Raw genomic sequence first — 24,936 nt, forward strand, 5'->3', positions numbered from 1 at the left:
AAGAGGAAAAATTCCTTGTTTAAACAATGCATTTTTCCTCTTATCATACATTTGATAAAAGACAGATTATCACCTTTTCTAAGCCTCATCAGCCACCTAGCTCGAAAAGTAACAAAAACATCAGCAGAAAAGGATGCAAGCACTTGTGGAAAGGAGGAATGACCAATTATGTGTATATAGCCACAGTGTTTTTGCCCAGCCAAAGAGAGAAAAGTTAAGGGTAAATAAGTTTATCTGCAGTGTTTATGAGGGTTGCTGAAACTGGTAATGGTGCATGAGAGTGTTAGATATTGGTTCTTGAGCATGATGATGTTGTGCTTGTATAAAGAGGTGGATTGTTTACGCTTTGTTGTTGCTGAAACGGGCACAAAAAAACCGCTAACCCAAAGGCTAGCGGTTGTTAATTAACTTGAGAATTTAGTCTAAGCTAATTAACTGTTTCTCGTATTCTTCGTGTGTTTTTTGCACAGAGGCTTCAGCGCCACCAGTGGCTTTGCTCACGGCAATAATTGCAATGCTGGCTAAAATAAAGCCTGGAACAATTTCATAAATATCGAAAATGCCACCGCTTAGTTGCTTCCAAACCACCACTGTTACGCCACCTAATACTACACCGGCTAATGCGCCATTGCGGTTCATGTCTTTCCAGAACAGGCTTAACAATAAGGCGGGACCAAAGGCTGCACCAAACCCTGCCCAAGCGTAAGACACTAGGCCTAGTACTGAGCTTTCGGGGTTCATTGCTAACACCAGCGCTACAATGGATAACGCGACTACTGCTACGCGGCCTACTTTAACAATCTCTTGTTGGCTGGCTTGCGGGCGAAATACCTGCTTGTAAAAATCTTCTGCTAGGGCAGATGATGACACTAACAGTTGTGAATCGGCTGTACTCATAATGGCTGCTAGAATTGCGGCCAACAAAATACCGGCAATCACAGGGTGGAAGATTGCGTTTACCAATAACATGAAGATGGTTTCGCCATCTTTAATGCTGCCACCCAGTTGGGCATCTACGTAGGTAATGCCTACTAGGCCAATTAGCAGTGCGCCAGCCATTGATAAGGCTGTCCACGTTACTGCGATACGGCGAGCGGTACCAATGTCTTTATTGCTGCGAGTGGCTTTAAAACGCGCCAAAATATGCGGTTGGCCAAAGTAGCCCAAACCCCATGCCACTAACGAGATAATAGCAATGGCAGATAAAGGCTCGCCTTTTACGTCTGTCCATAGATTAAGTAGCTCTGGATTTTTTAGTTCTAGTGCTTGGCTTAAATCACCAAATGAACCTTCCATAGCGGCTATTGGCACTATCATTAGCGCTGCCGACATTAACAAGCCTTGCACTAAGTCTGTCCATGATACGGCTAAGAAACCACCAAAGAGGGTGTAAGACACCACACAAACTGTACCCACTATTACTGCAGTGGTGTAGTCCAAACCAAATACGGTTTCGAATAACTTGCCACCTGCTACCAAGCCTGAGCTGGTGTAGAACAAGAAGAACAGCAGGATGAAGAATGCTGAGATTGATTGCAGTAGTTTTGATTTGTCTTCAAAACGGCGTGCAAAAAACTCAGGAATGGTGAGCGCATTGTCTACCACAATGGAGTAGGTACGCAGGCGTTTGGCGCAAATCAGCCAGTTTAACCATGTTCCTATTAACAGGCCGCCGGCTAGCCAGAAGGCTTCAATGCCTGCGGCGTAGGCGTAACCTGGTAAACCTAGTAGTAACCAACCACTCATATCGGAGGCGCCAGCAGATAAGGCTGCTGGCCATGGGCCTAAAGAACGGCCACCCAAGAAGTAGTCTTCAGAGTTTGAGGTGCGTTTATAAGCGTAAATACCAATTGATAGCATAACGATGAGATAGGCTATAAATGTGGCACTGATAGCGAAGCTATTTTCAATCATTCCTTGTTCCTTTTATTGCTCAAATGAGCATTTGGGGCTTTATCGGTTATTATTCGCCGCTGCCTAGCTCTAGCAGACTAGCGTTACCACCAACGGCGGTAATATTTATGGTGCGTGTGCGCTCTGTGATAAAGCGTAAACACAAGCTTGAATCGCTCAACTGGCTAAAGTTAAGAGAATCGGTTTCGTAAATCAGCTGAGCCAATTGCCCCTCGCGCTCTGCCAATATTTGGTTAAAGCGCTGGCAAGTTGCAGGTGCAGCGGCTAAAGCTACGCCCGCTAACTGCGGCTGTTTAGCTAAAGGCTCGCAGGCTTCTGCAGCCACTTGAGTGGCTACTCTGTCTGGGCAGTCAGCTCGCAGTAATTCACTGAGCAAACTATCTAGCTCAATATGTGTGTTAGCTGCACTACAAATAACGGTATTGCCAGCGACTAAAGCGGCGCTGATTAAACCCACTAAAGCTGTGGTGTTAGCGGCTTCGTCGGCAAACACTAAAAAGCTGCCACGGCCAACACAATATAGCTGGTTGGTTTCACCAGTAGGCCCTTGCAACGTGTGGGTCTGCGCTATTGTTGCTAAGGCTTGTTGGCATTGAAAGCGGATCATCGCAACGCTTTGGCTAAACTTATTATCACGCTGGTCTAACAATGTTGCCCAACGCTGAACAATAGCGACCCGTTGCTCCACACTTTGTTGTTGCCAAGTTTCTAATACCGCTAGGCTTTGGTTCAACTGATTCATATGCATAGCCATGTTATTGCACCTCGCCGTTACTCAATGGAGTGACTTGCGCTTTTACAAAGCGATATAAGTAGTGTGGTCCACCGGCTTTAGGGCCTGTGCCAGATAAGCCTTGGCCACCAAAGGGTTGTACCCCCACCACTGCGCCTACTTGGTCTCGGTTGATGTAGCAATTACCCACACGTGCGCGCTGTTCTATGTGCTGATAGGTGCTTTCATTACGACTATGCACCCCCAATGTTAAACCAAAACCACTTTGGTTTATTTGATCAATTACCCTATCAAGTTGATTTGCTTGATATTTAATCACATGCAAAATAGGGCCGAAGTGCTCTTGGTTGAGCTGGTTAATATTTTCGATTTCAAATGCACAGGGGGCAACAAAGGTGCCTTGCTCACATTGCTTGGGTAGTTCGAGCTGGTAAATAAGCTGGGCATTTTTCTTTAGCCACGCAACATGGGTAAGTAATTTTTTTTGCGCGAGGGCATCGATGACTGGACCTACATCGGTACTTAAGCGCTCGGGGCAAGCCACGCTAAGTTCTGCCATCGCTCCTTGAATCAATGTAATAATTCGATCTGCAATATCTTGCTGAACATACAATACTCGCAGCGCAGAGCAGCGTTGGCCAGCAGACGCAAACGCGGAGCGAATAACATCACGTACTACTTGCTCGGGTAGGGCGGTGCTGTCGACTAACATGGCATTTTGTCCGCCAGTTTCAGCAATAAATGGCACTGGCATCGCTTCTCGCTTAGCCAGTTGGCGGTTAATTGTTTGCGCCGTGGGAGTTGAACCGGTGAAAGCTACGCCGGCAATGCGTGGGTCACTGCTTAAGCTCTCGCCTAGTTCTGCACCACTGCCAATCACTAAACTAATAACAGGATCTGGAATGCCTGTGTCTAACAAAAGCTCGATACATCGCGTTGCGATTAACGAGGTTTGCTCGGCGGGTTTGGCAACAACAGTATTGCCCGAGACAAGCGCTGCCGAGATTTGGCCAATAAAGATAGCCAATGGGAAATTCCATGGGCTGATGCAAACAAATACGCCTCGACCCTGATACTCCACATGTTGAGTGTGACCATTAAAGCTTGTTTGCTCGCAGGCCTGGCTAAAATTGGCGACTGCTTGCTGTGGGTAGTAACGTAAAAAGTCTACTGCCTCGCGAATTTCGTCGATGCTGTCTAATACGGTTTTGCCTGCTTCGCGATGACATAAGGCCACTAGCTCAGCCATGTTTTGCTCTAGTTTGTCGGCCAAGCTAAGCAGGAAAGCAGCACGCTGTTTAACTGGTGTATCTCGCCAGCTAGTAAACGCTTGTTGGCCGGCACTAATGGCTTGTTCTGCTTGTTCACTGGTTGCCCACATTACCCTGCCAACATGTTGCTGGCGATGGTAAGGTGCGGCAATTTGTTTGGCTTCGCCAGGCTGCTTTTCGCCATTAATTATCGATTGCGCCTGCCATGTATAGTCACCTAAAAAGGCGCTTATTTGGCGCTCAAAGGGTTGCCATTCACTTTCAATATCGGTGGCTACACCGCTGGAGTTTTGGCGTTGCTCGCCAAACAACTGTGGAGGCTTAACAATTCTAGGGTTATGCAAACAGCTACGTGAGCGTAATAAAGTCACTGGGTGAATGGTTAGATCTGCTACTGGGCATCGCGCATCGACTAAACGGTGTACAAACGAACTATTCGCGCCATTTTCTAATAAACGTCTCACTAAATACGGCAGCAAATCTTTATGGCTACCCACGGGGGCGTAGATGCGTACATCACTAGCCAATAAGCTTTTAGCATGGTTATACAAGGCATCTCCCATGCCGTGCAAACGTTGAAATTCAAACTCTTTATGGCTGGCCATTGCTGATATGGCGGCAATGGTTTGTGCGTTATGGCTAGCAAACTGCGGAAAAATTAAGCCCCGTAAGTGCTCGCTAAGCAGCAAGCGTGCGCAGGCTAAATAGCTAACGTCGGTGGCTTCTTTGCGGGTATACACGGGGTAGCCATTATGACCATGTTGCTGAGCAAGCTTTAGTTCGGTATCCCAATAAGCGCCTTTAACCAAGCGCATCGGAATAACATCACCCTGTTTTTTAGCCAAACCTGCAAGCCATGCTATTACTGGCAATGCTCGTTTTGAATAGGCTTGCACCACCAGCCCAAACTTACCCCAGCCGCGCATGGCGGGATCTTGATACAGTTTGGCAAAAAGCTTGAGTGATATTTCAAGGCGGTCGGCTTCTTCAGCGTCGATGGTGATAGCCACTTCTTGTTCACGAGCATGCACAAGCAGGGCTAACACACTGTTAAACATTTCGTTCATTACCCGGGTTTGATTGGCAGCTTCGTAACGCGGGTGCAATGCCGATAACTTAATCGATACAGAAGGGGCAGGAGCCGAATGCGTATTACCTTGTTGGCTTTGGGCTACTTGGCTAATCGCTTGGTTGTAATCGTTAGCATATTTGCTGGCGTCTTCTGCGGTAAGTGCAGATTCTCCCAACATATCAAAGGAGTAGCTAAAGCCTTGGCTGCGTGGTTCATCACCATTTTTTAGCGCTTCTTGAATGTTCCTGCCCAGCACAAACTGATGCCCCATAATTTTCATGGCTTGGTGCATGGCTTGGCGAATAACTGGCTCAGAGAACTTGTTCACTAGTCGGTTGAGTATGCTACTGGGTTGGCCGTTAGCGGGTTCATCTAAACTGACTACTTTGCCAGTGAGCATTAAGCCCCAGGTAGAGGCATTTACAAATAATGAGTCTGAACTCTTAAGGTGAGACTTCCAATCGGCCACACTCATTTTATCGCGAATTAGCGCGTCGGCAGTGGCTGCATCGGGTACTCGCATGAGCGCTTCGGCCAAACACATTAACAATATGCCTTCGCGGGTATCTAGGCTGTATTCAAGCAACAGGGCGTCGATCATTTGTACGGCTTTTTTGTCGGCGCGTACGCGCTCGATTAATTGAGTGGCTAGCACAGTGCTGGTACTTAATTCGGTTTCGCTGGGCTGGGCGATAGGCAGCAATTGCTTTAACCAAGTGGACTCATCGACCGAATACAAAGGAGAAATATGCTGCCACAGCTGATCTACGGGTTGGTCGATAAATGAAGCGTGTAGCATTTGTTGAGCATCTAGGTGCGTTGAATTCAGCATGCTATGTCCTCGTATTGCCAACCTCTGCGAGGGGACAGAGGATGTTACGGCTTTGTTATTGAGCGACTGATTGTAGAGTGCTTTTTGCCTTGGGTATTTCGAAAAACTCCGAGATTTTTTAGAAAAACTCCGCTGATTAACAAACGTTGAACTGAAGTGTTAACAAATTCAAAGACTATTGCTGGCAGCTTTTAGCATTAAGTGTAGTAACGGCAAGCAATGATTAAAAACTCAGTGAGCTAATTAATGATGTTGGCGACGATAGCGCGCGGGAGATTGACCGAAAAAAGTGCCAAATGCACTGGTAAAGCTGCTTTGGCTAGCAAAGCCGCAACTATCGGAGATTTGCTGCAGGCTTAGGGTAACATCGGCCAATAGTTGCTTGGCCAGCTCGAAGCGTTTACGCAATACATATTGGTGAGGAGTAACACCATTTTGTTGGCGGAACCGCTGGTAGAATTGGCTTTCTGCCAAGTAAACACAGCCAGCGAGCTGGGCCACGCTAATTTTTTGATGTAAGTGCTGTTGAATGTAGCGATCAACAATATCCATTTGTAAACGGGCGCCACGCTGCTGATGGTTGTTTGCTAGGGCCTGTTGATTTTGCAATACGCAGACTAAAGTATTGGCGCAAGCCTCGCCGAGTAACAAGTCTTGTGGTTGGCTAACAATTTCGTGGCACAGGGCAGCAATTAGTACTTGAGATTGGTTGGATAGCTGAAAAAAGGCCTTGCGTTCAAATAGCTGGCAAACCTTATCTTGATAGTTTTGCAGCGAGTTTACGTGCTGTTGATGTGACGGCAGGTTTACCACCAATATCTGATTGCGACCTAAGCCGGTAAAGGCGTGGTCTGTTGCTACCGGCACTAAGCAGCCTTGCCCCGGACCCACTAAATTACCTTGGCCCTGAATGTCGAATTCAGTCTGTCCTTGCAGCCCAATCACTACTTGGTAGTAGCTGTGGCTGTGATGGTGTGACTGGCTAGGGAGGGCCAGCACTTGCGCTAAGCTAGATGATTCATTCATATCTGTCTGTTTAACAAAGTGATATTAGTTATAAATGACTACTTAGTCATTCAGGATGAAGTCTTGAGCTGTTTACTGACTAAAAGATAGTGAATTAGTTTGTTTGATGTGTCAATTATGTTAATGGAAGTTTGCGGTTTTCAAATTACCGGAATAACTGGCGGAATTGGAACTGTGATTAAGGATTACCGTATTACTGTTTTGTTGCAGTAAAATAGTGCAAATATACTTATTTTAGCTAATTAACCTAACCCGAGTGCTTTAAGTAGTATTTTCTCTTGGCGTTAAACAATGCTCATGGCAGAATGCCGCCTTACCCTCATAGATGTTGTTTAGTTAAAGGACTCACCATGAAATTTCGCCTAGCGATTGGCGCTGCAATGTTCGCTGCACTTCCCGTTCAAGCTGATTTACTTGGCCTGACTGTTGCCAGCCACTTAGCTCAAACCAATACCGACCCTAAAGCCTCTTCGGCATGGCAAGGTGATATTGAAGTACGCTTTAAGCATCCTATCCCGTTAATTCCAAATGTTGCTGTTGGCGCTAACAAGCGTAAACAAGGCGATGCGGCTGACGGGTCTAGCTACCAAGGTGAGCTTTACTACAACTTATTTGATACTGCCGGTTTGTACTTAGACTTAGGTGCGGGTTACGAGAGTTGGGACAGTGCTGATTCGTTTTTAGCGGGCACTGACTCTGGCGAGCAAGTGTATGCGGTGGGCCGCGTAGCGTGGCGTTTCCCAGGTTCAGGTCTTGGCTTAGAAAGTGATCTTAAATTGTCACTAACAGACGAAGATTACAAAGCAAACCGTTTCCGTGCGGGTGTTAACTATGAATTGTTTGATTTAGTGGCGAGCACTATCGACATTTCTGCCGGTTATCAATACGAAGACATTGCAACACGTAGCTACAGCACAAGCGACAGCGGTGCTTACCTAGGTTTAGCAGTTAACTTCTGATAACTGTTGGTAGTGGCAGTGTGTTGGAAACAACATGCTGCCATTGCGACTAAGCCCAGCAGAGCACTGAGATTAATGACAGCAAAAATGGCCTGCTGTTGGTGTAATTGCCAAACAAAAGCCCCTAAAAATGGCGCGCTGGCAGTAGCGAGCAAATAGGGTACCGCTAGGTAACCAGAGATAGCGCCAAAGTTTTCGCTGCCTAAGAGTTGTTTGGTGAGCACCGGTCGCATAATGCTAGTAACCCCATAAGCTGCACCCTGTAGCACTACCACTCCCCATATCACTATTTGCCATTCCGCTAACCACCACATTAATGTTGCCGCACTAAACATACTAATAAAACACAGCATTGCTATCATTGGATTGCTGAGTCTCCTGTCTACTCTCATCATCACAATCCTGCCAATCACTTGCATTGGGCCAATCATCGACATCACTATTACTGCCTTGTTGGGCGAGAAGCTTAGCGCGTGCATGGTGGGTAATAAATAGTTCACTACAAGAGTATGGTTAAGCGCACTAAGTGAAAATGCGATAGCAATTAGCCAAAAGCTGAGGGTTTTAAGCCTACCAGACGCTGACGTAGAAGCTTTATGATTGTCTTTATGAAACCCAACCTTGTTAGCTTTTTGAATGCTGACGCTGCTAAACCACAGCAGTGGCACGGCCACAAGCAACACCACAAACCCTAACGTACTTACCGTAAACGGCCATGAAAAGTGACTAACCAAGTAAAAACACGCGGGAAAACTAATGGTACCGGCGAAGCCAGCATAAAGCGTTATTTTGGTGATTGCCGATTTAGCGTTTGCGCCAGTATAACGGGTTAAAAATGCAAAGCAGGGCTCATATAAACAGCCCGCACTGGCGCAGCCGATGAATGCCCACACCACGTAAAACTGCCAAAGTTGTTGAATTTGTCCAAGTAACAGCAATCCCAAGCCGCCGGCGGCGGCACTTAGCGCCAATACCTTTGTGCCCAAGCCTTGATCGATTAAGCGGCCAATTAACGGTGAACAAATTGCCGACATCACTAAGGCGAGCGTAAAGGCTAAGGATAAGTCGGCTAAAGACCAATTAAGTTGAGATTGCCAGGTTAATAGCAAGGCAGGAAAACTGTAATACAAGCTTGCCCAAAGTAAGGTTTGGGCAATGGCCATAGCGTGAGTGGCAAAGCGAAGCTTTTGCGCGCTGACTAGCACCTTACTGGGCTCATTACACCGTTTCCGCTTGCTGCTCGTAGTGCTCTAGAAAGGCGAGGCAGTCTTGTTGGAACAAGGGCAAGGCTTGGGCGAGTTGCTCATGAGACCAGTTCCACCACGCTAGTTTGTCTAAGCGCTCGCCAATGTCTGTCTGTTCAAAGCGCGACCTAAGCACTTTAGCTGGGTTACCCACCACGATATGCCACCCTGGAACGTCTTTCGTTACAATGCTACCAGAGCCTACAATGGCGCCATTGCCAATGTTGACTCCAGGCATAATGATTGCGCCATGACCAATCCAAACATCATGACCAATACTCACTTTGTTGTCGGCTCGCCAGCTAAAAAACTCATCGTCAACACTGTTCGCCATGCCATATTTTTGTGGGCGATAACTAAAATGATGCAAGCTAGCGCGCCACCAAGGGTGGTTGCTAGGATTGATCCGCACGCTAGAGGCAATGGAGACAAATTTGCCTACATCGCACAGGGCTAAGTCGACATCGTTTTGGGCGTAGCTATAATCGCCAAACATTACATTGTCTAACAAGCAGCGTTCCCCAATCTCAGTCCATAGGCCAAGTTGGCTGCTGCTAATTTTGGCGCTTGCTGCAACTGATGGGGACGAGCTTAGGTTGTTTCCAGGATCAACAATGGCCACCTTGGCCTCCTTGCAGTATTAGTTAAAGGGTTAGTTGCATACCGTCTGCACCCACTTGGACATTGGCACTCAAACAGTCGGGATGCTGCATCAGGTAGTGGTCTAGCTCATGACTAATGTGGGTAAGCACCCACTGGCTGTCGGGTAGGGCATGCGCCAGTTCTAATACATCACTTAAATTATTATGGTTACTAGAGCGATGCAGCGGCGAATGGCTGCAATCAATGACCACATAATTAGGAGGATGGCGAAGCAGTTGTTGCCAGCTTTGGTCTGGAATACCCAAGGTATCGGTAAGGTAGGCGATACGGCCATGCTCGCTGCAAAATAGATATCCCAAGGTGGGTTTTGAGTGATGTAAGGCCAGTGGAATAATGTTGATGTTGGCTAACTCAAAGGCCTGGTTTTCACTTAGTGGTTGCTGAAACTGCAATATGCCCGGATGTTTGAATAAATCGTCACAGCCTTGTTTATCATTGGGTTGGTAAACAGCAATGGGCTCAGCCACTCCCCAACGCAGTTCAAACAGGGCTTGAACATGATCCATGTGGTAGTGAGTGAGAACAATGGCATCAATTGAACCGGCTGGAAATAGGCTTTGCAATTGCGGGTGGTTAGCATCTATGAGTATCTGCTTACCATTAACTTCTAGTACCGCAGAACATAAATGCCTGGCTTTGCTAGGGTCTTTAACCGCTCGCTGGCAGGCTAAACAGTCGCAGCCATACAGCGGACACGCTTGCACATTGCCAGTGCCTAACAGGGTTAACTTCATTGGATATACAACTCTGTGGTTTGATTGTCGATGTATTTAAGCAGCTTGTTTACGGTGTTTTCTATGCTGCGATTATTGTCTAAGCGCCAGCATTGCTCGGGCAAGTTTGCTTGAAATTTGGCGCTGCGGCGCAAGCGCGCTTCAATATCGCGTTGCTGTTCGCGGCCTCGTTTGTGTAAACGTTCGGCGAGTATTTCTGGTTCAACATCTAAGGCTATCACTCTAAGGCGCTCGCCAAACAGCTCTTCTGCTAGGTCAATGTGTTGACGAGAGCCGTTAAACAACACCGAAAAGCCCATGCTTAGCCAAGTATTTACCTCGTTACCCACGGCGTAATTGCAGCCATTGGCTTGCCAATCCATGGCGAACAAGCCGCTGTGTTTACGGTGGGTAAATTCGGGCACACTTAAGGCAATATGGTTTTCACCGCTGTCATCCACTGCTCGCGTTATATAGCGATGAGCAATTAATAAATTGCTGTTAGTTTGTAGCTGGCTACGCAACAAGTTAATAATACTGTCCTTGCCTGAGCCAGAAGGACCAACCAAGTAAAATAGCTTGGCTTCGCCGCTTAGCTCAGTGGGGTGGCTGAGAGTAATCATTAAAACACTCGCTCTCCTTCACGCCATACTTGCATTACTTGCAAGCGGTCGTCATTGGGTTTTGCTAGCACTAAGTCGGCGCGCTTGCCTTCGCAAATGCTGCCTCGGTCATCCATGCCTAAGGTTAGCGCAGGCGTTAAGCTCACCATTTGAATCGCTTGGCACAGGTCGTAATGATTATCTTCCATACTGGCCACTTGGTAGGCGGCATCTAACATGCTCATGGGGTAATAGTCTGAAGAAAGAATATCTAATACACCTTCGCGCGCCAGCTCTGCTGCCGCCACATTGCCTGAATGAGAACCGCCGCGAACAATATTTGGTGCGCCCATCATCACTTGTAAACCACCTTCATGAGAGGCTTTAGCTGCAGCGACGGTAGTTGGGAATTCGGCAACTGCACAGCCTAGTGCTGCTGACTCAAGCGCGTGTTCTACGGTGGCATCGTCATGGCTGGCTAAGGCTATACCGCGTTCTCGTGCCGATGCAGCAATGTGTTTGCGATTCTTATCAGACCAAAGCTCTGAAGCCTCGGTTTGTTCAGCTTCAAAACGGGCCATCTCTTGGTCGTTGAGGCCATATTTTCCCATGTAGTAGGTACGGTATTTTTCACTATCTACAAATTGGCGTTGCCCTGGTGTGTGATCCATTAGTGAGACCATGGCTACCGGCCCTTGCTCAACCAAGGTTTCGAAGATGTTGGCGGTATCTGCATTGGGTAACTCGCAACGCAAATGCAGTAAATGTTCTGCGCGGTTATCACCTCGTTGCTGGCTATTTACAATGGTATGTAACATCCGTTCTAGGTTGGCTAGACGGGTGCCGTGGTCATTAATGTAACCAAGGGCGATAGCGTCTAATACCGTAGTAATGCCACTCGATACCATCAGCGCATCATGGCTGGCCATGGCTGAACCACTGGGCCAATTTACTTTTGGCCGAGGGGTAAAAAACTTTTCTAGGTTATCGGTATGTAGCTCAATTAAACCCGGCAGCAAATAAGCGCCATCGCCATTAACCGCGCTACTGTGTTGGCTAAGGGTATCGCTAAGTGCCACAATTCGGCCTTCACGAACCTCTAATGAACCTTTCACAACCTCGTGTTCCAGAATCATATTTACATTGGTAATAATCATGGGTTTATCCTGCTAGTTGAGAGGGTTCTTGCATGTTGTGTAATCGGTCGGCGACTAATTCTCGCACCCATACATCATGGAAAATGCCCACAATGGCTGCACCACGTTGCTTCGCGGCAAGTATCAACTCAACCACTTGCTGGGCATTGTGTTTGTCTAGTGATGCTGTTGGTTCGTCGAGTAATAAAATGGGATAGTCGAGGGCAAAGCCTCGGGCAATATTTACCCGTTGCTGCTCGCCACCAGAGAAAGTAGCTGGCGCTAAGCCCCAAAGGCGCTCGGGCACGTTAAGTTGGTGCAGTAAGGCTTGTGCTTTGGGTTTGGCAACCTGCTCGCTAATGCCGTTCTCTAGCATTGGCTGCATTACAATATCTAGGGCCGACAAGCGAGGAATAACCCGTAAGAATTGGCTTACCCAACCTATGGTATTGCGTCGCAGTGCAATAATTTGGCGTGGCTCAGCTTCAGCCATATCTAGCCATTGTTCGCCTTGGCGAATCAGCAGTTCGCCTCGGTCTACTTGATAGTTGCCATAGAGCGAGCGTAATAAGCTCGATTTACCTGAACCAGAGCTGCCGTTTAGTACTAGGCATTCCCCGGCAAAAATCTCTACATTTTGTCGGCGTAAAACCGGTAAACGTGCAGCCCCTTGGTTGTGTAACACAAAGGTTTTGTCGATGTTTTTAGCAATCATTATCGGTTCCATGAAAACTCCTTGTTAGCTAAGCGTTATTGTTGATATACCTATTGTTGAAGTACCGATGAAACCAGTAGTTGTGTATAGGGGTGACGCGGATCATCTAATACTCGGTCGGTAAGGCCACTTTCTACAACTTGGCCTTGTTTCATCACAATAATTCGATGTGCCAACAACCTCGCTACCGCTAGGTCATGAGTGACGATAACCACCGCGAGTTGCAGTTCGGTGACTAAATTGCGAATTAAATCTAACAAACGCGCCTGTACCGAAACATCCAATCCGCCAGTGGGTTCGTCCATAAATACCAGCTTGGGGTGAGTGACCAAGTTGCGGGCAATTTGCAGGCGTTGTTGCATGCCGCCAGAAAAGGTGAGGGGCATGTCGTCGATGCGACTTTCATCAATCTCAACGGCTTCTAGCCAGGTGAGTGCTTGTTGGCGAATGTCGCTGTAATTGCGCGCACCCACTTCCATTAAACGCTCACCAATGTTGCCACCTGCTGATACGCGTGGGCGTAAGCCGTCCATAGGGTGTTGGTGCACAATGCCAAAATTTTCGCGAATTAAGCGGCGGCGTTGTGCCTCTGATATTTGGTAAAGCTGGGCACTGTTTTGTGGCTCAATCAAAAAATCAACACTGCCTGTTTGCGGAGGTAAACGCCCCGATAGGGTTTTTAATAATGTGGTTTTACCTGAGCCCGATTCGCCAACAATGGCTAATACTTCGCCGGGGAATAGCTCCAAATCCACCGCTTCAAAACCCTTGCCCGGCGCATATAACATGCTCAAGTTAGTGGTTTTTAATAGCGGAGTTTCTTGCTTTGCGTATAGCACTGCGGCTTGTGGTGTATTGGTGTTCAATGCGCTGGCTAGCTTAGTCATTATTAATTCCTTGCGCTGCGGCTTGCTGCTTCTGGCAGAAGTCGGTATCCGAGCAAATAAACATGCGTTGGCCTTGGTCGTCGATAAGTACTTCATCTAAAAAGGTATCGTGACTGCCGCACAAGCTGCATGGCTCGTCCCACTGCTGAATGCTAAAAGGATGGTCTTCAAAATCGAGACTGTGCACATCGGTATAGGGCGGTATGCAGTAAATGCGTTTTTCACGACCTGCACCAAAAATCATTAAGGCTTCCGATTGATGCAATTTGGGGTTATCAAACTTAGGGATAGGCGAGGGATCCATTAGGTAGCGACCATGCACGTTCACTGGGTAGGCGTAGCTGGTGGCAATGTAACCGTACTTAACAATGTCTTCGTAGAGTTTTACTTGCATTGAGCCGTATTCCTCAAGCGCGTGCATTTTCTTGGTTTCGGTTTCGCGTGGCTCAATAAAGCGCAAAGGCTCAGGAATAGGCACTTGGAACACCAAAATTTGGTCATTACTCAAGGCTTGTTCTGGAATGCGGTGGCGGGTTTGAATGACGCTGGCTTGTTCGGTTTTTTCGGTGGTGGCAATGTCACACACTTTGCTAAAAAACTGGCGAATAGACACTGCATTGGTGGTGTCATCAGCGCCTTGGTCTATCACTTTTAGCACATCAGTTTGGCCCAATATGGAAGCGCTAAGCATTATGCCGCCAGTGCCCCAACCGTAAGGCATTGGCATTTCTCTCCCACCAAATGGCACTTGGTAGCCAGGAATCGCGACGCCTTTTAGTATGGCGCGGCGGATCATCCGTTTGGTTTGCTCATCCAAGTAAGCAAAGTTGTATTGCTGAGTATCGTTGTTTAACGCAGCTGCTTGTTGGCTATAGCTGGTCATGGTTTGCTCCTGGCTGGCGCATTTTGCGCAGCAGTTCTAATTCAGATTGGAAATCAACGTAGTGCGGAAGTTTTAAGTGAGAAACAAAACCAGCGGCTTCTACGTTGTCGGCGTGAGCCAATACAAATTCTTCATCTTGAGCGGGGCTGGTAACGGGCTCGTTATATTTCTCGGTTTGCAGCGAACGGTCTAGCAGCGCCACAGCCATGGCTTTACGCTCGCTAAAGCCAAACGCTAAACCATATCCACGGGTAAAGTGGCTGTCTTCATCCTCTGGGCTAACAAAACCGTTTACCATTTCACATTCGGTGAGGGTGATACAGCCAATTTCTATAGTAAAACCGAGCTCATCGGGGCATATCTCTATGGCTACTTCGCCGCTGCGAATTTCACCAGCAAAGGGGTGGTTACGGCCGTATCCGCGCTGAGTGGAGTAGGCTAGTGACAGCAAAAATCCCTCGTCACCTCGGCTGAGTTGTTGCAAGCGAGCTGCCCGCGAACAAGGGTAGCTAATGGCTTGCTGAGTAATGTCGGCGGGTTCTTCGCCTTCATCTACTTCGGGCTTGGCTAGGCCTTGTTGTTCTAACAAGGAGAATACTTTGCTAAAGGCTTGTTGTGAGTTATCACCTTGGATTGAAGCTCCAGCCGCTGGCGGTTTAGCCTTGCTGTTGGCTTGTTGCTCAGCCAGTAAGCTAAAGTCCAATAAGCGGTGGCTGTAATCGTATGTCGGGCCCAGTTGTTGGCCGCCAGGCAAGTCTTTATAGGTGGCTGAAACGCGCCTTTGCACCTGCATGTTGTTGGTGTCTAATGGCTCACAAGTGGCCAACAGTGGCAAAGTAGTACGATAAGCGCGTAGTAAAAATATTGCTTCGATTTGATCGCCACTGGCTTGCTTAATCGCCAGTGCTGCCAGTTCACGGTCGAAAATACCACCTTCGGTCATTACGCGTTCAACCGCTAAGCTGAGCTGTTGGCTAATTTGCTCAACGCTTAATTCCGCTATATTGGTATCGCCACGGCGGCGCTCAGCTTGCAGTTTATGGGCTGCTTCGATGGCTTTTTCGCCACCTTTTACCGCTACATACATTAGATTAACTCCAGCTTGGTGGTACGACTAATGGCCACCAGCGACTGCTGATGGCAGAACATAAAATCAATACCGAGTGGGTAGCGATGGCTGGGCTTAAGCAAGTAGTTCACTAGGCTGTCACTAAGCTCACCCAGTTGTAGCTCTACGCTGTGTTTAATGCCGGGTCCGCTTAAACGAAAACGAGGCCCCTTATCAAAACCGGTAGTTTGAACTAATACGCTGGCACTCAGCTCTGGGCTGGCATCTGTGCCAGCCTTAACACGTTGTAAGTTAAGATCTTCAATGCCACTGACCACTAGGTAATCGGCTTGCTCCATAGGCGTTGAGGAAACGCCATTGTGAAAGGCCAAGTTATGCCAAGCCCGCTCTAAACCGTCTCTTGATTCAGCAAGTGCTGAGCTTAAATACACGCCCGTTTGCTGGTCGCACAAGCTCATTATTATTTGGCTCGCGGCGGCATTTAGCGGCGAAAAACCGGGGTGTTTGTTGAGCGTAACCACGGTGCCAGGCTCGCTTAAGGCTTTTAGGATGTAGCGAAAGCATTGTTGGGCATTATGTATGCCGTCGATAAATCCAGATTCAATGTGCTGCATTAATCTTCTCCTCTTACAACCGTGAAGAAATCGACTTTGGATTGGGCTGCGTGTTCAGCCGTTTTACGTTTTGCTTGTTGCTGTAGTTCGGCCAGCGGCTGAATTACCGCCTCCTGCAAGCTAGGGGCGTATTCTCGGTTTTGCATTAGGGCATCAATAACCGCCGACAACAGTGCGTGTTGTTTGGCTCGACCGCGTAAATAGCCATAACCTAGCGTGCCATTAGGTAAACGCACGGCAGCGCGAGTAATGGTGGTATCGCCTAAATTAAAGCGTTCACCAGTGCCGCCAACGCGCCCTTGCAAACGGGCTAGACCAACTTCTGGCTGGCGAATAACTTCGCACTCAGGGTCTAAGTTAAGCTGTTGCCAACGGCTAACTAACGCTGGGTAAGAAGCATTAGCTAAAACGGCCATCCAGTGCTGGCGTATTGAATGTTCGGATGATGGCTGCTGGGTCGGTGAGTGGCTCATAACGGGTGCTCCAGGCTAAGCTCTACTAGCTCAGCTCTAATATGAGAAATGGAAAATTCAAAGGCTTGCTGTTGCTGATCTACATTGACGGTTTGCAGGGTGAGCAAAGGATTACTGGCATCAATTTGCAAGCAGGCTTGGTCTTCATTGTTAGGCAGTTGCGCCCCAACAACGGTTTGCTGACGACGCAGTTCTATATTGCAGTGTTGCTTTAGAAAGCTGTGTAACGAGCCTTGTTGGTATTGGCTTAAGTGTGCCTCGTGCTCGCCTAAACGCAGATGGTGAAACACAATGCTAATCGGTACTTGGTCGATAAAACGTAGGGTTTTAAGCTGAATAACCGGGCTGGCCAACTCTACGCCTAAGCCTTTAGCGACCGGTTGGTTGGCATTGGTGCGAATAAAGCTTAATAGGCGGCTATTGGGTTTAGCACCTGCGCTAAGTAGGTTATCGGTGAACTTAGACCCCGAATGTAATGGGTAGCGCACGGGCTTACTCAGTACCATCACCCCTTTACCTTGCTGTCGTAGTAGCCAACCTTTTAGCACCAGTTCGTCAATGGCGCGTCGCAAGGTGTGGCGATTAACTTGATAGCGCTCGGCCAAACGTTGCTCAGGCGGCAGGTATTGGCCTGCTTGATACGCATGGCTAATTTCTTTCTCTAAGCTCAAGGCTATTTCTTGATAACGAGGCATGGTTCAGTTCACCTAAATAAAAAGTTTTCTAACGCGTTGTGAGGCAAAGTCCAGCAGGCTCACGGTAGCCACAATAATGATCATCACGGCGCAAGTTTGCGGGAACATAAATCCTCGAATGCTTTCCCACAAAATAACGCCAATGCCTCCTGCGCCTACCATGCCTACAACGGTGGCAGAGCGTACGTTAGATTCAAAACGATAGAGGGAGAACGAGATCCATAGCGGCAGCACTTGGGGGATGACTCCGTATACAATTTCTTCTAGCTTATTGGCACCGGTGGCGCGCACGCCTTCAACTTGGCCAGGATCTATCGCTTCAACGGCTTCTGAGAACAGTTTGGCAAGTACCCCGGTGGTGTGAATAAACAAAGCCATTACCCCAGCAAAAGGACCTAGGCCCACGGTGACCACAAACAACATGGCAAATACCATTTCGTTAATGGCGCGAGCGGCATCCATGAGGCGACGCATTGGTTGATATACCCACGCTGGCACCATATTTTCGGCACACATTAAGCCAAAAGGAACCGACAGGAATATTGAGAAAATGGTGCCCCAAATAGCGATATGCAGGGTGATTAACATTTCTTCTAGGTAGTAATTTAAATCGCTAAAGTCTGGCGGGAAGAAGTCACTGGCTAACTCAGCCATATTGCCGGCGTCGTTATAAATTTTCATTGGCGCTATTTCTGCGCCTTGCCAACTCCAGGCTAAACCTGCAATGGCAATACCCCAGAATAGTAGGCTCAACCAAGAGGGTTTAGTATTTGGATTAAGAATGCTTGCTTCGGTATTCATTTCACGCTCTCAACATGTCTAGATAAGTTGGCTTTAAAAAAGCTGGGCTTTCACCCAGCTAGCTTTTAACTATTTAGCCATCGCGGTAATTGCGCTCTGCTTGCGGTTTAAATCAGCAAGTTGGGCGTCGATAACGGCTAGCTCTGCCGCTTTTTCTGCTTTCGACATCTTGCTGTCGTTTTCAGTCACGATGCGGTTTTTGAACAATACCAATTGGCGAATAGGCAACAGTTGAAGGTCGCTTGAGGCTTTGAACGGGGCCCATTGTAGAGCTTCTAGTACGGCTAGTTCTTTAGCATCACCAGAGGTGCCGTATTCCATGAAGAAGTCGTAAACTTCGCCTTTCACACTTTCCGGTAGGTTTTTGCGCCACACGATCGGGTCTGAAGGAATAAGTGGAGATTTCCAAATCACTTTTAGCTGCTCAAATTTCTTTGGTGCAGTAATTTCTAGGCGGTCCATGTTTTCGGTATTGCCTGTTGCTACATCTACTTGCTTAGCGGCTGCGGCTAAAGCATTGGCTTCGTGGCCCGAGTTCATGCTGCGTTTAAAGTCAGACACTGAAATGTTGTTTTGGGCAAATACGTAGTACGAAGGGACTAAGAAACCAGAAGTAGAGTTTGGATCGCCGTTACCAAAAGTGAGCTCGCTGCGCTTAGTAATAACGTCTTCAAGCGTATTTAACGGGCTGTCTTTATGGGTAACCAAAACACTCCAGTACCCTGGGTTGCCAGAAGCATCTACGGTTTGTGCGAAAATTTCGCCGCCAGCGCGGTCAACTGCTTCCATCGCAGATTTGTTGCCGTACCAAGCTACGTCTACTTTGTCGAAACGCATGCCTTGAATAATGCCGGCGTAGTCAGGAGCGAAAAAGGCTTTAACTTTAAAACCTGTTTTCTCTTCCATCGCTTCTAGAAACGGTGTCCAAGTGGTTTTTAGGTTTTGCTGAGACTCAGTAGAAATAATCCCAAAGTTGATGGTGTCCATCGCTTTTTCAGCAGCTGAAACCATGGTTGAACTTACTGCTGCGGCAACTACCGCAGTTGCAAAGGCTGTCTGCTTTATTAGCTTTAACATGCCATCTATCTCCTTATTAATTGGGTTTAGGCCATCTGTGGCCATAATTGAGGTACTGCTTGGTCTTGGTCTTCGGTTGTATCAAGGTTGGCTTTTGAACCGTATAAAGCCGCTAACTGGGCTTCATCTAATTGTTCACTGGGGCCGTCGTAAAATACTTCGCCCAGTTTTAAGGCCACTACTCGTGGGCAATAACGCTTGGCGTAGTCAACTTGGTGTAAGGTCACCACTACTGCGATGCCTTCTTGTTGATTAATGTCGGTGAGAATTTCCATCACAATACGTGACGATTCGGGATCTAATGACGCAATGGGTTCGTCGGCTAGAATGATTTTGGCTTTTTGCATCAGTGCACGAGCAATGGCTACTCGCTGCTGTTGGCCGCCCGATAAGGTTGATACGCGTTGTAGGGCAAACTGCGCTAAACCTACCCGTTTTAATGCTGCTAACGCTTGGCGTTTTTGCTCAAAGGTAAAGCGACCAGTAAGGCTGCGCCAACTAGGCGTGGCACTTAGCGCACCAATTAATACGTTTTGCAGAACGCTTAAGCGGCTGACTAAATTAAACTGCTGGAAAATGTAGCCCGTTTGGCTGCGGCTCTTGCGTACTGTTTTACAAAACTTTCCGTCGCGCTGCACTGGGGTGCCGAGCACTTCAATGTAACCTTTGGTATTTTTGTCGCTGCTCACTAGGCCGTTAAGGTGGCGCAGCAGGGTGGATTTACCTGAGCCCGAGGGCCCAAGCAATGCTACCATTTCACCTTGTTGAACACTGAGGTCAACACTCTTTAACGCGTGGTTAGACTCAAAGTGCTTATTCAACTGCTGTACTGCGATTACTTGATTGCTCATAACACGATCCTGCCGTTGTTTTGAACAATAAATTAGGCTCCAATTATGACAACCAGCTTATCTAGACATGTCAATTGGGTGACTTATTTATGGCAAATAGGTTACCGAGCAAACAAAAAGCTAAGTGAAATATCATTTTTTTAGCGGGTTTTAGTGGCGAAGGTTAGGGTTCGAGTTTTGCGTTTGCTCTTTAGTTTCTTTGTTTGTTGGTTTTTATTTTTAAAATATGTATCAAGGTCAAAATATTATGTTGTATCTGTGGTATCTTGCAGCGTCTTTACTATTTATACAGAAAATAATTGCTTAGATATTGGTACCAACTTTTCATCGCGTTACTATTTTCGCTGTGTGTAAACATGGTGAGCGCTGATGAGTACCTATCACATAGTGAAAAATGGCATGATGTTGAGACTCCGCTGGTTTTGGAAGAGGCTGTTTTTACTCACCCGGAATCTGCCCCTTTAACTGATGAGCATGGCCCCTTACTTAATTCAACATCGGGTCACTATTTTCTATCTATATCCAGAAAGTTGGTAAGTACAGACAACTGTGCTGACCAAGGCGTAGTGCCTGAATACTTCTTATTAATTGCTTTTCTTAGTCCACCATTACTACAGCTAGCGACCCAAGCCCAGCGGCCGCTTGCCACTCAGCTTCATTGGACCAGTCATACGGCTCAGTCTCGCTCTCGCTTATCCGGCTGGAAAGAAGCCAATACGCTTTATTCTCAAAAGCATACTCGCCCTAGTTAACTCTCACTTCAGGTTCAGTTGAACCCAAAATACTTGCACTAAGACCACATTAAATAGCACCTATCAAGGGGCTTATTGTGTGCCTAAGAGCGACGCTCAAATTGATGAGTGTTGTGGCTTAGTTGTCTGCGTGTACTGATTTTTTCGTTTGAGAGAGTTTCCATTGAAAACACACAATCGACCTACCATTAATCGCTACGCGAAATGGAAGTACATCGTTCTTGCCTTTACTTTACTGGTGATGTTGCTAAGCGCTTTGCCCTCACTATATGGAGAGCAGGCTGCTTTGCATATTAATCATCGTGGGCAAGCCATTGACGCCACCGAAGTCGCTAGTTACTTGAAGACACAAGGAATAGTGCCGACTGCGATTAACCAACAAGATGATCGCACCGTTGTGCTACTAAACGACCAAAGTGAGCAAGCTAAGGCGCAGTCTGCACTGATACCGCACCTTCCTGAAAATACGACAATAGCCTTAGCTATGGATGCAGCTGCACCGCAGTGGTTGCTTAATGCTGGCTTTTCGCCCATTGCCCTAGGGTTGGATTTACGCGGAGGTGTGCAGTTTCTGCTAGAAGTAGATATGGAGCCGGTATACCAAGCGCATCGGCAGTCGGTGATGGATGCCTTTAGTACTGATATTCGAGCAAGCAGAAGCCGACAAGTAAATGATGCTGTGCAGATCACTGTATACAATGATGAGCAGGTAGCTGCAGCCCGTAATCTGGCTCGCCAGCAATTTTCGCACTGGGATAGCCGATTTAGCGGCAATACGCTGACCTTGTCTTTATCGGATGATGAAAAATCCACCTTGCGGCAGCTAATTGTGCAGCAAAACCTGCAAATTATGCGTGGCCGTATTGCCGAGCTGGGCATTACCGAAGCCTCGGTTCAGCGCCAAGGTCTAGATAGGATAAGAATTGAGCTACCGGGTGTGCAAGACCCCGCTGCAGCAAAAGATGTGATTGGCGCTACTGCATCGTTGTCGTTTCACTCCTTGCCCGAAATGCGCTCGCGACATACCCAAACGGTGCCCGATAACAGTGGCGCTCTTTTAGAAATAAACCGCCAAGCGATTTTAGGGGGAGAGCACATTATTGATGCGCGGGCCAATTTAGGTGAAATGGGCGCAGCTGAAGTAAATATCTCTCTAGATGGCAGTGGCGGTAGAAAAATGTCGCAGTTTTCGAGAGCGAATATCGGCCAGCCAATGGCTACCTTGTACAACGAATACAGCAGGGATGCTAATGGCGAGAGCCAGCAAGTTAGCCGAGTGATTAGCGTAGCAACAATTCAGTCTCAGTTGGGCAGCCGCTTTCGCATCACTGGGGCAGGGAGTATGCAAGACGCCCAAGAACTCGCTTTACTGCTAAGGGCGGGCTCACTTACTGCTCCGGTAACCATTATTGAAGAACGCACCATTGGCCCTTCTTTAGGTGCAGAGAATGTTCAAAATGGCTTTGCTGCATTGGCTTTGGGTTTGGCGCTTACCCTGAGCTTTATCGCGGTTTGGTATAGAAAAATGGGCTGGGTAGCAAACCTAGCACTGCTGGCAAACATGGTGTGTTTGTTTGGTTTAATTGCGTTACTGCCAGGGGCGGTGCTTACCTTACCCGGTATTGCAGGAATGGTATTAACCGTGGGCATGGCGGTTGATACTAACGTGCTTATTTTTGAGCGAATTAAAGACAAAATGCGCGAGGGCCGAACCTTTGCTCAAAGCATAGACAAAGGCTTCCAAAGCGCTTTCACCTCTATTTTTGACGCCAACCTCACCACTATGATTGTGGCTTTAGCCTTGTATGCCATTGGTAATGGCCCGGTACAGGGCTTTGCGGTAACACTGGGCTTAGGCTTGTTGACCAGTATGTTTACCGGTGTGTTTTTATCACGAGCGATCATCAATCTCATTTGGGGGCGTGATAAGCGCCGTGACGTAAAGGTTTAATTATGACTATTTCTCATTCATTACTGACGCGTACTCGATTGAGTATGTCTGCCATATCGCTATTACTGTTTGTGGTGGCCACCGCCTTTATTGCGTTTAAGGGCTTAAATTGGGGGCTCGATTTTACCGGTGGTGTGGTGGCAGAGGTTCGCTTAGACCCTCACTTAAGAGCCAGTGAGCTAAGCCCTTTGCTCAATCAAGCTCTGCAGCAAGATGTTCAGCTAATTAGCGCCACAGAGCCCGGCCGTTGGATCCTTCGTTACAATCAAGTGGGTGAACATAGCCAAAGTTTGATGCTTACTCTTGGCTCGTTTAGCGATTCAGTAGAAGTGCTAAATAGCAGCATTGTTGGCCCACAAGTAGGGCAAGACATGCTTGAAGAAGGTGGTTTGGCTATTTTGGCGTGCTTTGTATTAACCATGTTGTACTTAAGTTATCGCTTCGAATGGCGATTGGCTCTGGGGGCGTTGGTTGCCCTAGTTCACGATGTGGTGATTGTATTAGGTTTGTTTTCGGTGACTCAGTTCGAGTTTAACTTAACCATTCTTGCGGCGGTGCTGGCGGTGCTCGGCTACTCACTGAACGACTCCATTATTATCGCCGACCGAGCTCGAGAATTGTTTAAAGCCAAACCCAAAGGCAGTGCCAATGAATTGATTAATGATGCCCTTCGCGCATCGTTCTCAAGAACCTTAATCACCTCGGGTACCACCTTAGTCACGGTGTCGAGTTTGTGGTTACTGGGTGGGCCTGCTTTAGAAGGTTTTGCCATTGCCTTGTGTTTGGGCATCGTGAGTGGAACTTGGTCGTCTATCTCCTTAGGTGTAACGCTACCCCAAATAATCGGAATTGATCCTAAACATTATCAGCTAGCCGCTCGTAATCCAGAAGAGGCCTTGCCATGAGCCAATATTTGAAAAAAGAATGGGTATTGTTGTTGGGGGTTATCACCGTTTTACTGTTTAAAAGCGGTGGCGATGGTTTACTGCAAAATCATATGAGCGCTTGGCCTGGTATTGTGCTTACTGCTGGGCTGTTTGTGGTGGTAATGGCGGCGATATTTGCAGTGGTGAGGCATTCTGATGCCTTGGCGATAAAGCTTGGTGACCCATATGGCACTTTGATTTTAACCTTGTCGGTGATCTTGCTTGAAGTAGTGATGATTTCGTCGGTGATGCTCACCGGTGAAGCTAACCCTGTACTGGCGCGAGATACCATGTTTGCCGTTGTGATGACGGTATTCAATGGGCTGGTGGGGATAACGTTATTGCTGGGTGGGGTGAAGTATCACACTCAGAAATACAATTCCGAGGGCTTGAAATCTTACCTTGTGGCGATTATCCCCTTGGCCTTGTTGTGTTTGGTATTGCCTAACTTTACTAGCACAAGTGCGCTAGGCGCTATGTCGGCCCCGCTCACTATTACCTTAGTATTGGCCTCGGTGGGTTTGTATGGTGTGTTTTTGTTTATTCAAACCCGCAGCCATACTCACTTTTTTATGGACGAAGACCACCAAGATGAGCACGACTTTCATGGGCCGCTAGGCAGTAATCTTTACCACTCAATTATGTTAGTGGGCTATTTGCTGGTGGTTATTTTATTGGCTAAAAGCTTAGCTTTTCCAATTGATAGCACTGTTAGCCTACTTGGTGCACCACCAGCCTTGGGGGGGCTTATTGTTGCGGTGTTAATTTTAGCGCCAGAAGCGGTAGGCGCTGCCAAAGCCGCCTTAAACAACCAGTTACAGCGGGCTCTTAATCTGTTTTTCGGTTCGGTGTTAGCCACCATTGCGTTAACGGTGCCGGCGGTGTTACTCATTTCTCATGTTATCGCGCAACCGATACAGCTCGGCTTAGCACCTGCGGAAATGGTGTTGCTGGCAATCACCTTATTGATGGCTAGCGTGAGCTTTAGTAGCGGCAGAACCAACTCGCTTAATGGGGTTGCTCACCTGATTCTGTTTGTTGCTTACATAATACTGATGTTTGAGTAATACCCACTTT

24 protein-coding genes are annotated in these 24,936 nt (G+C 47.5%); 5 read left to right on the forward strand and 19 right to left on the reverse strand.

The genetic code is table 11. From position 1 onward, the window contains the following. Positions 1–417: 417 nt before the first annotated feature. From putP to Q4549_RS21310, 4 genes are all read right to left on the reverse strand, one after another. On the reverse strand, positions 418–1,914 hold the full coding sequence (gene putP, locus Q4549_RS21295) for a sodium/proline symporter PutP (protein WP_303554511.1): 1,497 nt from the start codon (positions 1,912–1,914) through the stop codon (positions 418–420). Positions 1,915–1,963: 49 nt separating this feature from the next. Next, positions 1,964–2,668 carry a hypothetical protein gene (locus Q4549_RS21300; protein ID WP_303554513.1) on the reverse strand — a complete coding sequence of 235 codons (705 nt, stop codon included), beginning with the start codon at positions 2,666–2,668 and terminating at the stop codon, positions 1,964–1,966. A 1-nt stretch (position 2,669) separates the two neighbouring features. Then, positions 2,670–5,822, reverse strand: coding sequence for a bifunctional proline dehydrogenase/L-glutamate gamma-semialdehyde dehydrogenase PutA (gene putA / locus Q4549_RS21305; protein ID WP_303554514.1), 3,153 nt, complete (start codon positions 5,820–5,822; stop codon positions 2,670–2,672). Between the two features lie 243 nt (positions 5,823–6,065). Further along, positions 6,066–6,848 (reverse strand): AraC family transcriptional regulator, encoded by a 783-nt coding sequence (locus tag Q4549_RS21310; RefSeq protein WP_303554516.1) that lies wholly within the window; start codon positions 6,846–6,848, stop codon positions 6,066–6,068. A gap of 350 nt (positions 6,849–7,198) precedes the next feature. Between Q4549_RS21310 and Q4549_RS21315 the strand changes: the two genes are divergently transcribed. Then, positions 7,199–7,807, forward strand: coding sequence for a hypothetical protein (locus Q4549_RS21315; protein ID WP_137672751.1), 609 nt, complete (start codon positions 7,199–7,201; stop codon positions 7,805–7,807). Here the strand turns inward: Q4549_RS21315 and Q4549_RS21320 are convergent. The 15 genes from Q4549_RS21320 to phnC all read right to left on the reverse strand — a co-directional run bounded on the left by Q4549_RS21320 (position 7,780) and on the right by phnC (position 20,230). Continuing rightward, entirely contained in the window at positions 7,780–9,012 is a 1,233-nt protein-coding gene (locus tag Q4549_RS21320) for an MFS transporter (protein ID WP_303554517.1), read from the reverse strand. The genes Q4549_RS21315 and Q4549_RS21320 overlap by 28 nt on opposite strands. 13 nt (positions 9,013–9,025) lie before the next feature. Next, complete coding sequence (locus Q4549_RS21325; RefSeq protein WP_303554518.1) at positions 9,026–9,673, reverse strand: DapH/DapD/GlmU-related protein; 648 nt, start codon at positions 9,671–9,673, stop codon at positions 9,026–9,028. A gap of 22 nt (positions 9,674–9,695) precedes the next feature. Next, positions 9,696–10,448, reverse strand: a complete 753-nt coding sequence (gene phnP / locus Q4549_RS21330; RefSeq protein WP_303554519.1) for a phosphonate metabolism protein PhnP — start codon at positions 10,446–10,448, stop codon at positions 9,696–9,698. After that, complete coding sequence (gene phnN / locus Q4549_RS21335) at positions 10,445–11,050, reverse strand: ribose 1,5-bisphosphokinase (protein ID WP_303554521.1); 606 nt, start codon at positions 11,048–11,050, stop codon at positions 10,445–10,447. The genes phnP and phnN overlap by 4 nt, the downstream gene beginning before the upstream one ends. Further along, positions 11,050–12,186, reverse strand: coding sequence for an alpha-D-ribose 1-methylphosphonate 5-triphosphate diphosphatase (phnM, locus tag Q4549_RS21340; protein ID WP_303554522.1), 1,137 nt, complete (start codon positions 12,184–12,186; stop codon positions 11,050–11,052). The genes phnN and phnM overlap by 1 nt, the downstream gene beginning before the upstream one ends. Before the next feature lie 4 nt (positions 12,187–12,190). Then, entirely contained in the window at positions 12,191–12,892 is a 702-nt protein-coding gene (gene phnL, locus Q4549_RS21345; RefSeq protein WP_303554524.1) for a phosphonate C-P lyase system protein PhnL, read from the reverse strand. 38 nt (positions 12,893–12,930) lie between these two features. Next, a complete protein-coding gene (gene phnK / locus Q4549_RS21350; RefSeq protein WP_303554526.1) occupies positions 12,931–13,767 on the reverse strand; it encodes a phosphonate C-P lyase system protein PhnK in 837 nt (278 codons plus the stop codon). Continuing rightward, the gene (locus Q4549_RS21355) at positions 13,760–14,650 is read right to left on the reverse strand and encodes an alpha-D-ribose 1-methylphosphonate 5-phosphate C-P-lyase PhnJ (RefSeq protein ID WP_303554528.1); all 891 of its coding nucleotides are present in this window, start codon (positions 14,648–14,650) and stop codon (positions 13,760–13,762) included. The genes phnK and Q4549_RS21355 overlap by 8 nt, the downstream gene beginning before the upstream one ends. Then, positions 14,637–15,737: a carbon-phosphorus lyase complex subunit PhnI gene (locus tag Q4549_RS21360; RefSeq protein WP_303554529.1), complete on the reverse strand. Its 1,101-nt coding sequence runs from the start codon at positions 15,735–15,737 to the stop codon at positions 14,637–14,639. Before Q4549_RS21360 ends, Q4549_RS21355 begins: the two co-directional genes overlap by 14 nt. Beyond that, complete coding sequence (gene phnH, locus Q4549_RS21365) at positions 15,737–16,333, reverse strand: phosphonate C-P lyase system protein PhnH (protein ID WP_303554531.1); 597 nt, start codon at positions 16,331–16,333, stop codon at positions 15,737–15,739. The genes Q4549_RS21360 and phnH overlap by 1 nt, the downstream gene beginning before the upstream one ends. After that, the gene (gene phnG / locus Q4549_RS21370; RefSeq protein ID WP_303554533.1) at positions 16,333–16,806 is read right to left on the reverse strand and encodes a phosphonate C-P lyase system protein PhnG; all 474 of its coding nucleotides are present in this window, start codon (positions 16,804–16,806) and stop codon (positions 16,333–16,335) included. Before phnG ends, phnH begins: the two co-directional genes overlap by 1 nt. After that, a complete protein-coding gene (gene phnF, locus Q4549_RS21375; RefSeq protein WP_303554535.1) occupies positions 16,803–17,501 on the reverse strand; it encodes a phosphonate metabolism transcriptional regulator PhnF in 699 nt (232 codons plus the stop codon). The genes phnG and phnF overlap by 4 nt, the downstream gene beginning before the upstream one ends. Positions 17,502–17,513: 12 nt before the next feature. Next, the gene (phnE, locus tag Q4549_RS21380; protein ID WP_303554536.1) at positions 17,514–18,302 is read right to left on the reverse strand and encodes a phosphonate ABC transporter, permease protein PhnE; all 789 of its coding nucleotides are present in this window, start codon (positions 18,300–18,302) and stop codon (positions 17,514–17,516) included. A 69-nt stretch (positions 18,303–18,371) separates the two neighbouring features. Further along, positions 18,372–19,379, reverse strand: coding sequence for a phosphonate ABC transporter substrate-binding protein (phnD, locus tag Q4549_RS21385; protein WP_303554538.1), 1,008 nt, complete (start codon positions 19,377–19,379; stop codon positions 18,372–18,374). A gap of 26 nt (positions 19,380–19,405) precedes the next feature. Next, the gene (gene phnC / locus Q4549_RS21390) at positions 19,406–20,230 is read right to left on the reverse strand and encodes a phosphonate ABC transporter ATP-binding protein (protein ID WP_303554540.1); all 825 of its coding nucleotides are present in this window, start codon (positions 20,228–20,230) and stop codon (positions 19,406–19,408) included. A 299-nt stretch (positions 20,231–20,529) separates the two neighbouring features. Here phnC and Q4549_RS21395 point away from each other — a divergent pair, with 299 nt between their 5' ends. The 4 genes from Q4549_RS21395 (at position 20,530) to Q4549_RS21410 (ending at position 24,926) form a co-directional block, all read left to right on the forward strand. After that, positions 20,530–20,982 carry a hypothetical protein gene (locus tag Q4549_RS21395; RefSeq protein WP_303515025.1) on the forward strand — a complete coding sequence of 151 codons (453 nt, stop codon included), beginning with the start codon at positions 20,530–20,532 and terminating at the stop codon, positions 20,980–20,982. A gap of 163 nt (positions 20,983–21,145) precedes the next feature. Continuing rightward, positions 21,146–22,933 carry a protein translocase subunit SecD gene (secD, locus tag Q4549_RS21400; protein WP_303554542.1) on the forward strand — a complete coding sequence of 596 codons (1,788 nt, stop codon included), beginning with the start codon at positions 21,146–21,148 and terminating at the stop codon, positions 22,931–22,933. A gap of 8 nt (positions 22,934–22,941) precedes the next feature. Then, the gene (gene secF, locus Q4549_RS21405) at positions 22,942–23,838 is read left to right on the forward strand and encodes a protein translocase subunit SecF (protein WP_303554558.1); all 897 of its coding nucleotides are present in this window, start codon (positions 22,942–22,944) and stop codon (positions 23,836–23,838) included. After that, complete coding sequence (locus Q4549_RS21410) at positions 23,835–24,926, forward strand: calcium:proton antiporter (RefSeq protein WP_303554543.1); 1,092 nt, start codon at positions 23,835–23,837, stop codon at positions 24,924–24,926. The genes secF and Q4549_RS21410 overlap by 4 nt, the downstream gene beginning before the upstream one ends. The last annotated feature ends 10 nt before the right edge of the window (positions 24,927–24,936 follow it).

The organism is Agarivorans sp. 2_MG-2023 (genome assembly GCF_030548085.1).
Taxonomy (GTDB): Bacteria; Pseudomonadota; Gammaproteobacteria; order Enterobacterales; family Celerinatantimonadaceae; genus Agarivorans.

Coding starts and splice junctions, on each gene's coding strand:
- putP (WP_303554511.1), bottom strand. CDS start 1,914: ATGATTGAAAATAGCTTCGCTATCAGTGCCACATTTATAGCCTATCTC.
- Q4549_RS21300 (WP_303554513.1), bottom strand. CDS start 2,668: ATGGCTATGCATATGAATCAGTTGAACCAAAGCCTAGCGGTATTAGAA.
- putA (WP_303554514.1), bottom strand. CDS start 5,822: ATGCTGAATTCAACGCACCTAGATGCTCAACAAATGCTACACGCTTCA.
- Q4549_RS21310 (WP_303554516.1), bottom strand. CDS start 6,848: ATGAATGAATCATCTAGCTTAGCGCAAGTGCTGGCCCTCCCTAGCCAG.
- Q4549_RS21315 (WP_137672751.1), top strand. CDS start 7,199: ATGAAATTTCGCCTAGCGATTGGCGCTGCAATGTTCGCTGCACTTCCC.
- phnP (WP_303554519.1), bottom strand. CDS start 10,448: ATGAAGTTAACCCTGTTAGGCACTGGCAATGTGCAAGCGTGTCCGCTG.
- phnN (WP_303554521.1), bottom strand. CDS start 11,050: ATGATTACTCTCAGCCACCCCACTGAGCTAAGCGGCGAAGCCAAGCTA.
- phnM (WP_303554522.1), bottom strand. CDS start 12,186: ATGATTATTACCAATGTAAATATGATTCTGGAACACGAGGTTGTGAAA.
- phnL (WP_303554524.1), bottom strand. CDS start 12,892: ATGGAACCGATAATGATTGCTAAAAACATCGACAAAACCTTTGTGTTA.
- phnK (WP_303554526.1), bottom strand. CDS start 13,767: ATGACTAAGCTAGCCAGCGCATTGAACACCAATACACCACAAGCCGCA.
- Q4549_RS21355 (WP_303554528.1), bottom strand. CDS start 14,650: ATGACCAGCTATAGCCAACAAGCAGCTGCGTTAAACAACGATACTCAG.
- Q4549_RS21360 (WP_303554529.1), bottom strand. CDS start 15,737: ATGTATGTAGCGGTAAAAGGTGGCGAAAAAGCCATCGAAGCAGCCCAT.
- phnH (WP_303554531.1), bottom strand. CDS start 16,333: ATGCAGCACATTGAATCTGGATTTATCGACGGCATACATAATGCCCAA.
- phnG (WP_303554533.1), bottom strand. CDS start 16,806: ATGAGCCACTCACCGACCCAGCAGCCATCATCCGAACATTCAATACGC.
- phnF (WP_303554535.1), bottom strand. CDS start 17,501: ATGCCTCGTTATCAAGAAATAGCCTTGAGCTTAGAGAAAGAAATTAGC.
- phnE (WP_303554536.1), bottom strand. CDS start 18,302: ATGAATACCGAAGCAAGCATTCTTAATCCAAATACTAAACCCTCTTGG.
- phnD (WP_303554538.1), bottom strand. CDS start 19,379: ATGTTAAAGCTAATAAAGCAGACAGCCTTTGCAACTGCGGTAGTTGCC.
- phnC (WP_303554540.1), bottom strand. CDS start 20,230: ATGAGCAATCAAGTAATCGCAGTACAGCAGTTGAATAAGCACTTTGAG.
- Q4549_RS21410 (WP_303554543.1), top strand. CDS start 23,835: ATGAGCCAATATTTGAAAAAAGAATGGGTATTGTTGTTGGGGGTTATC.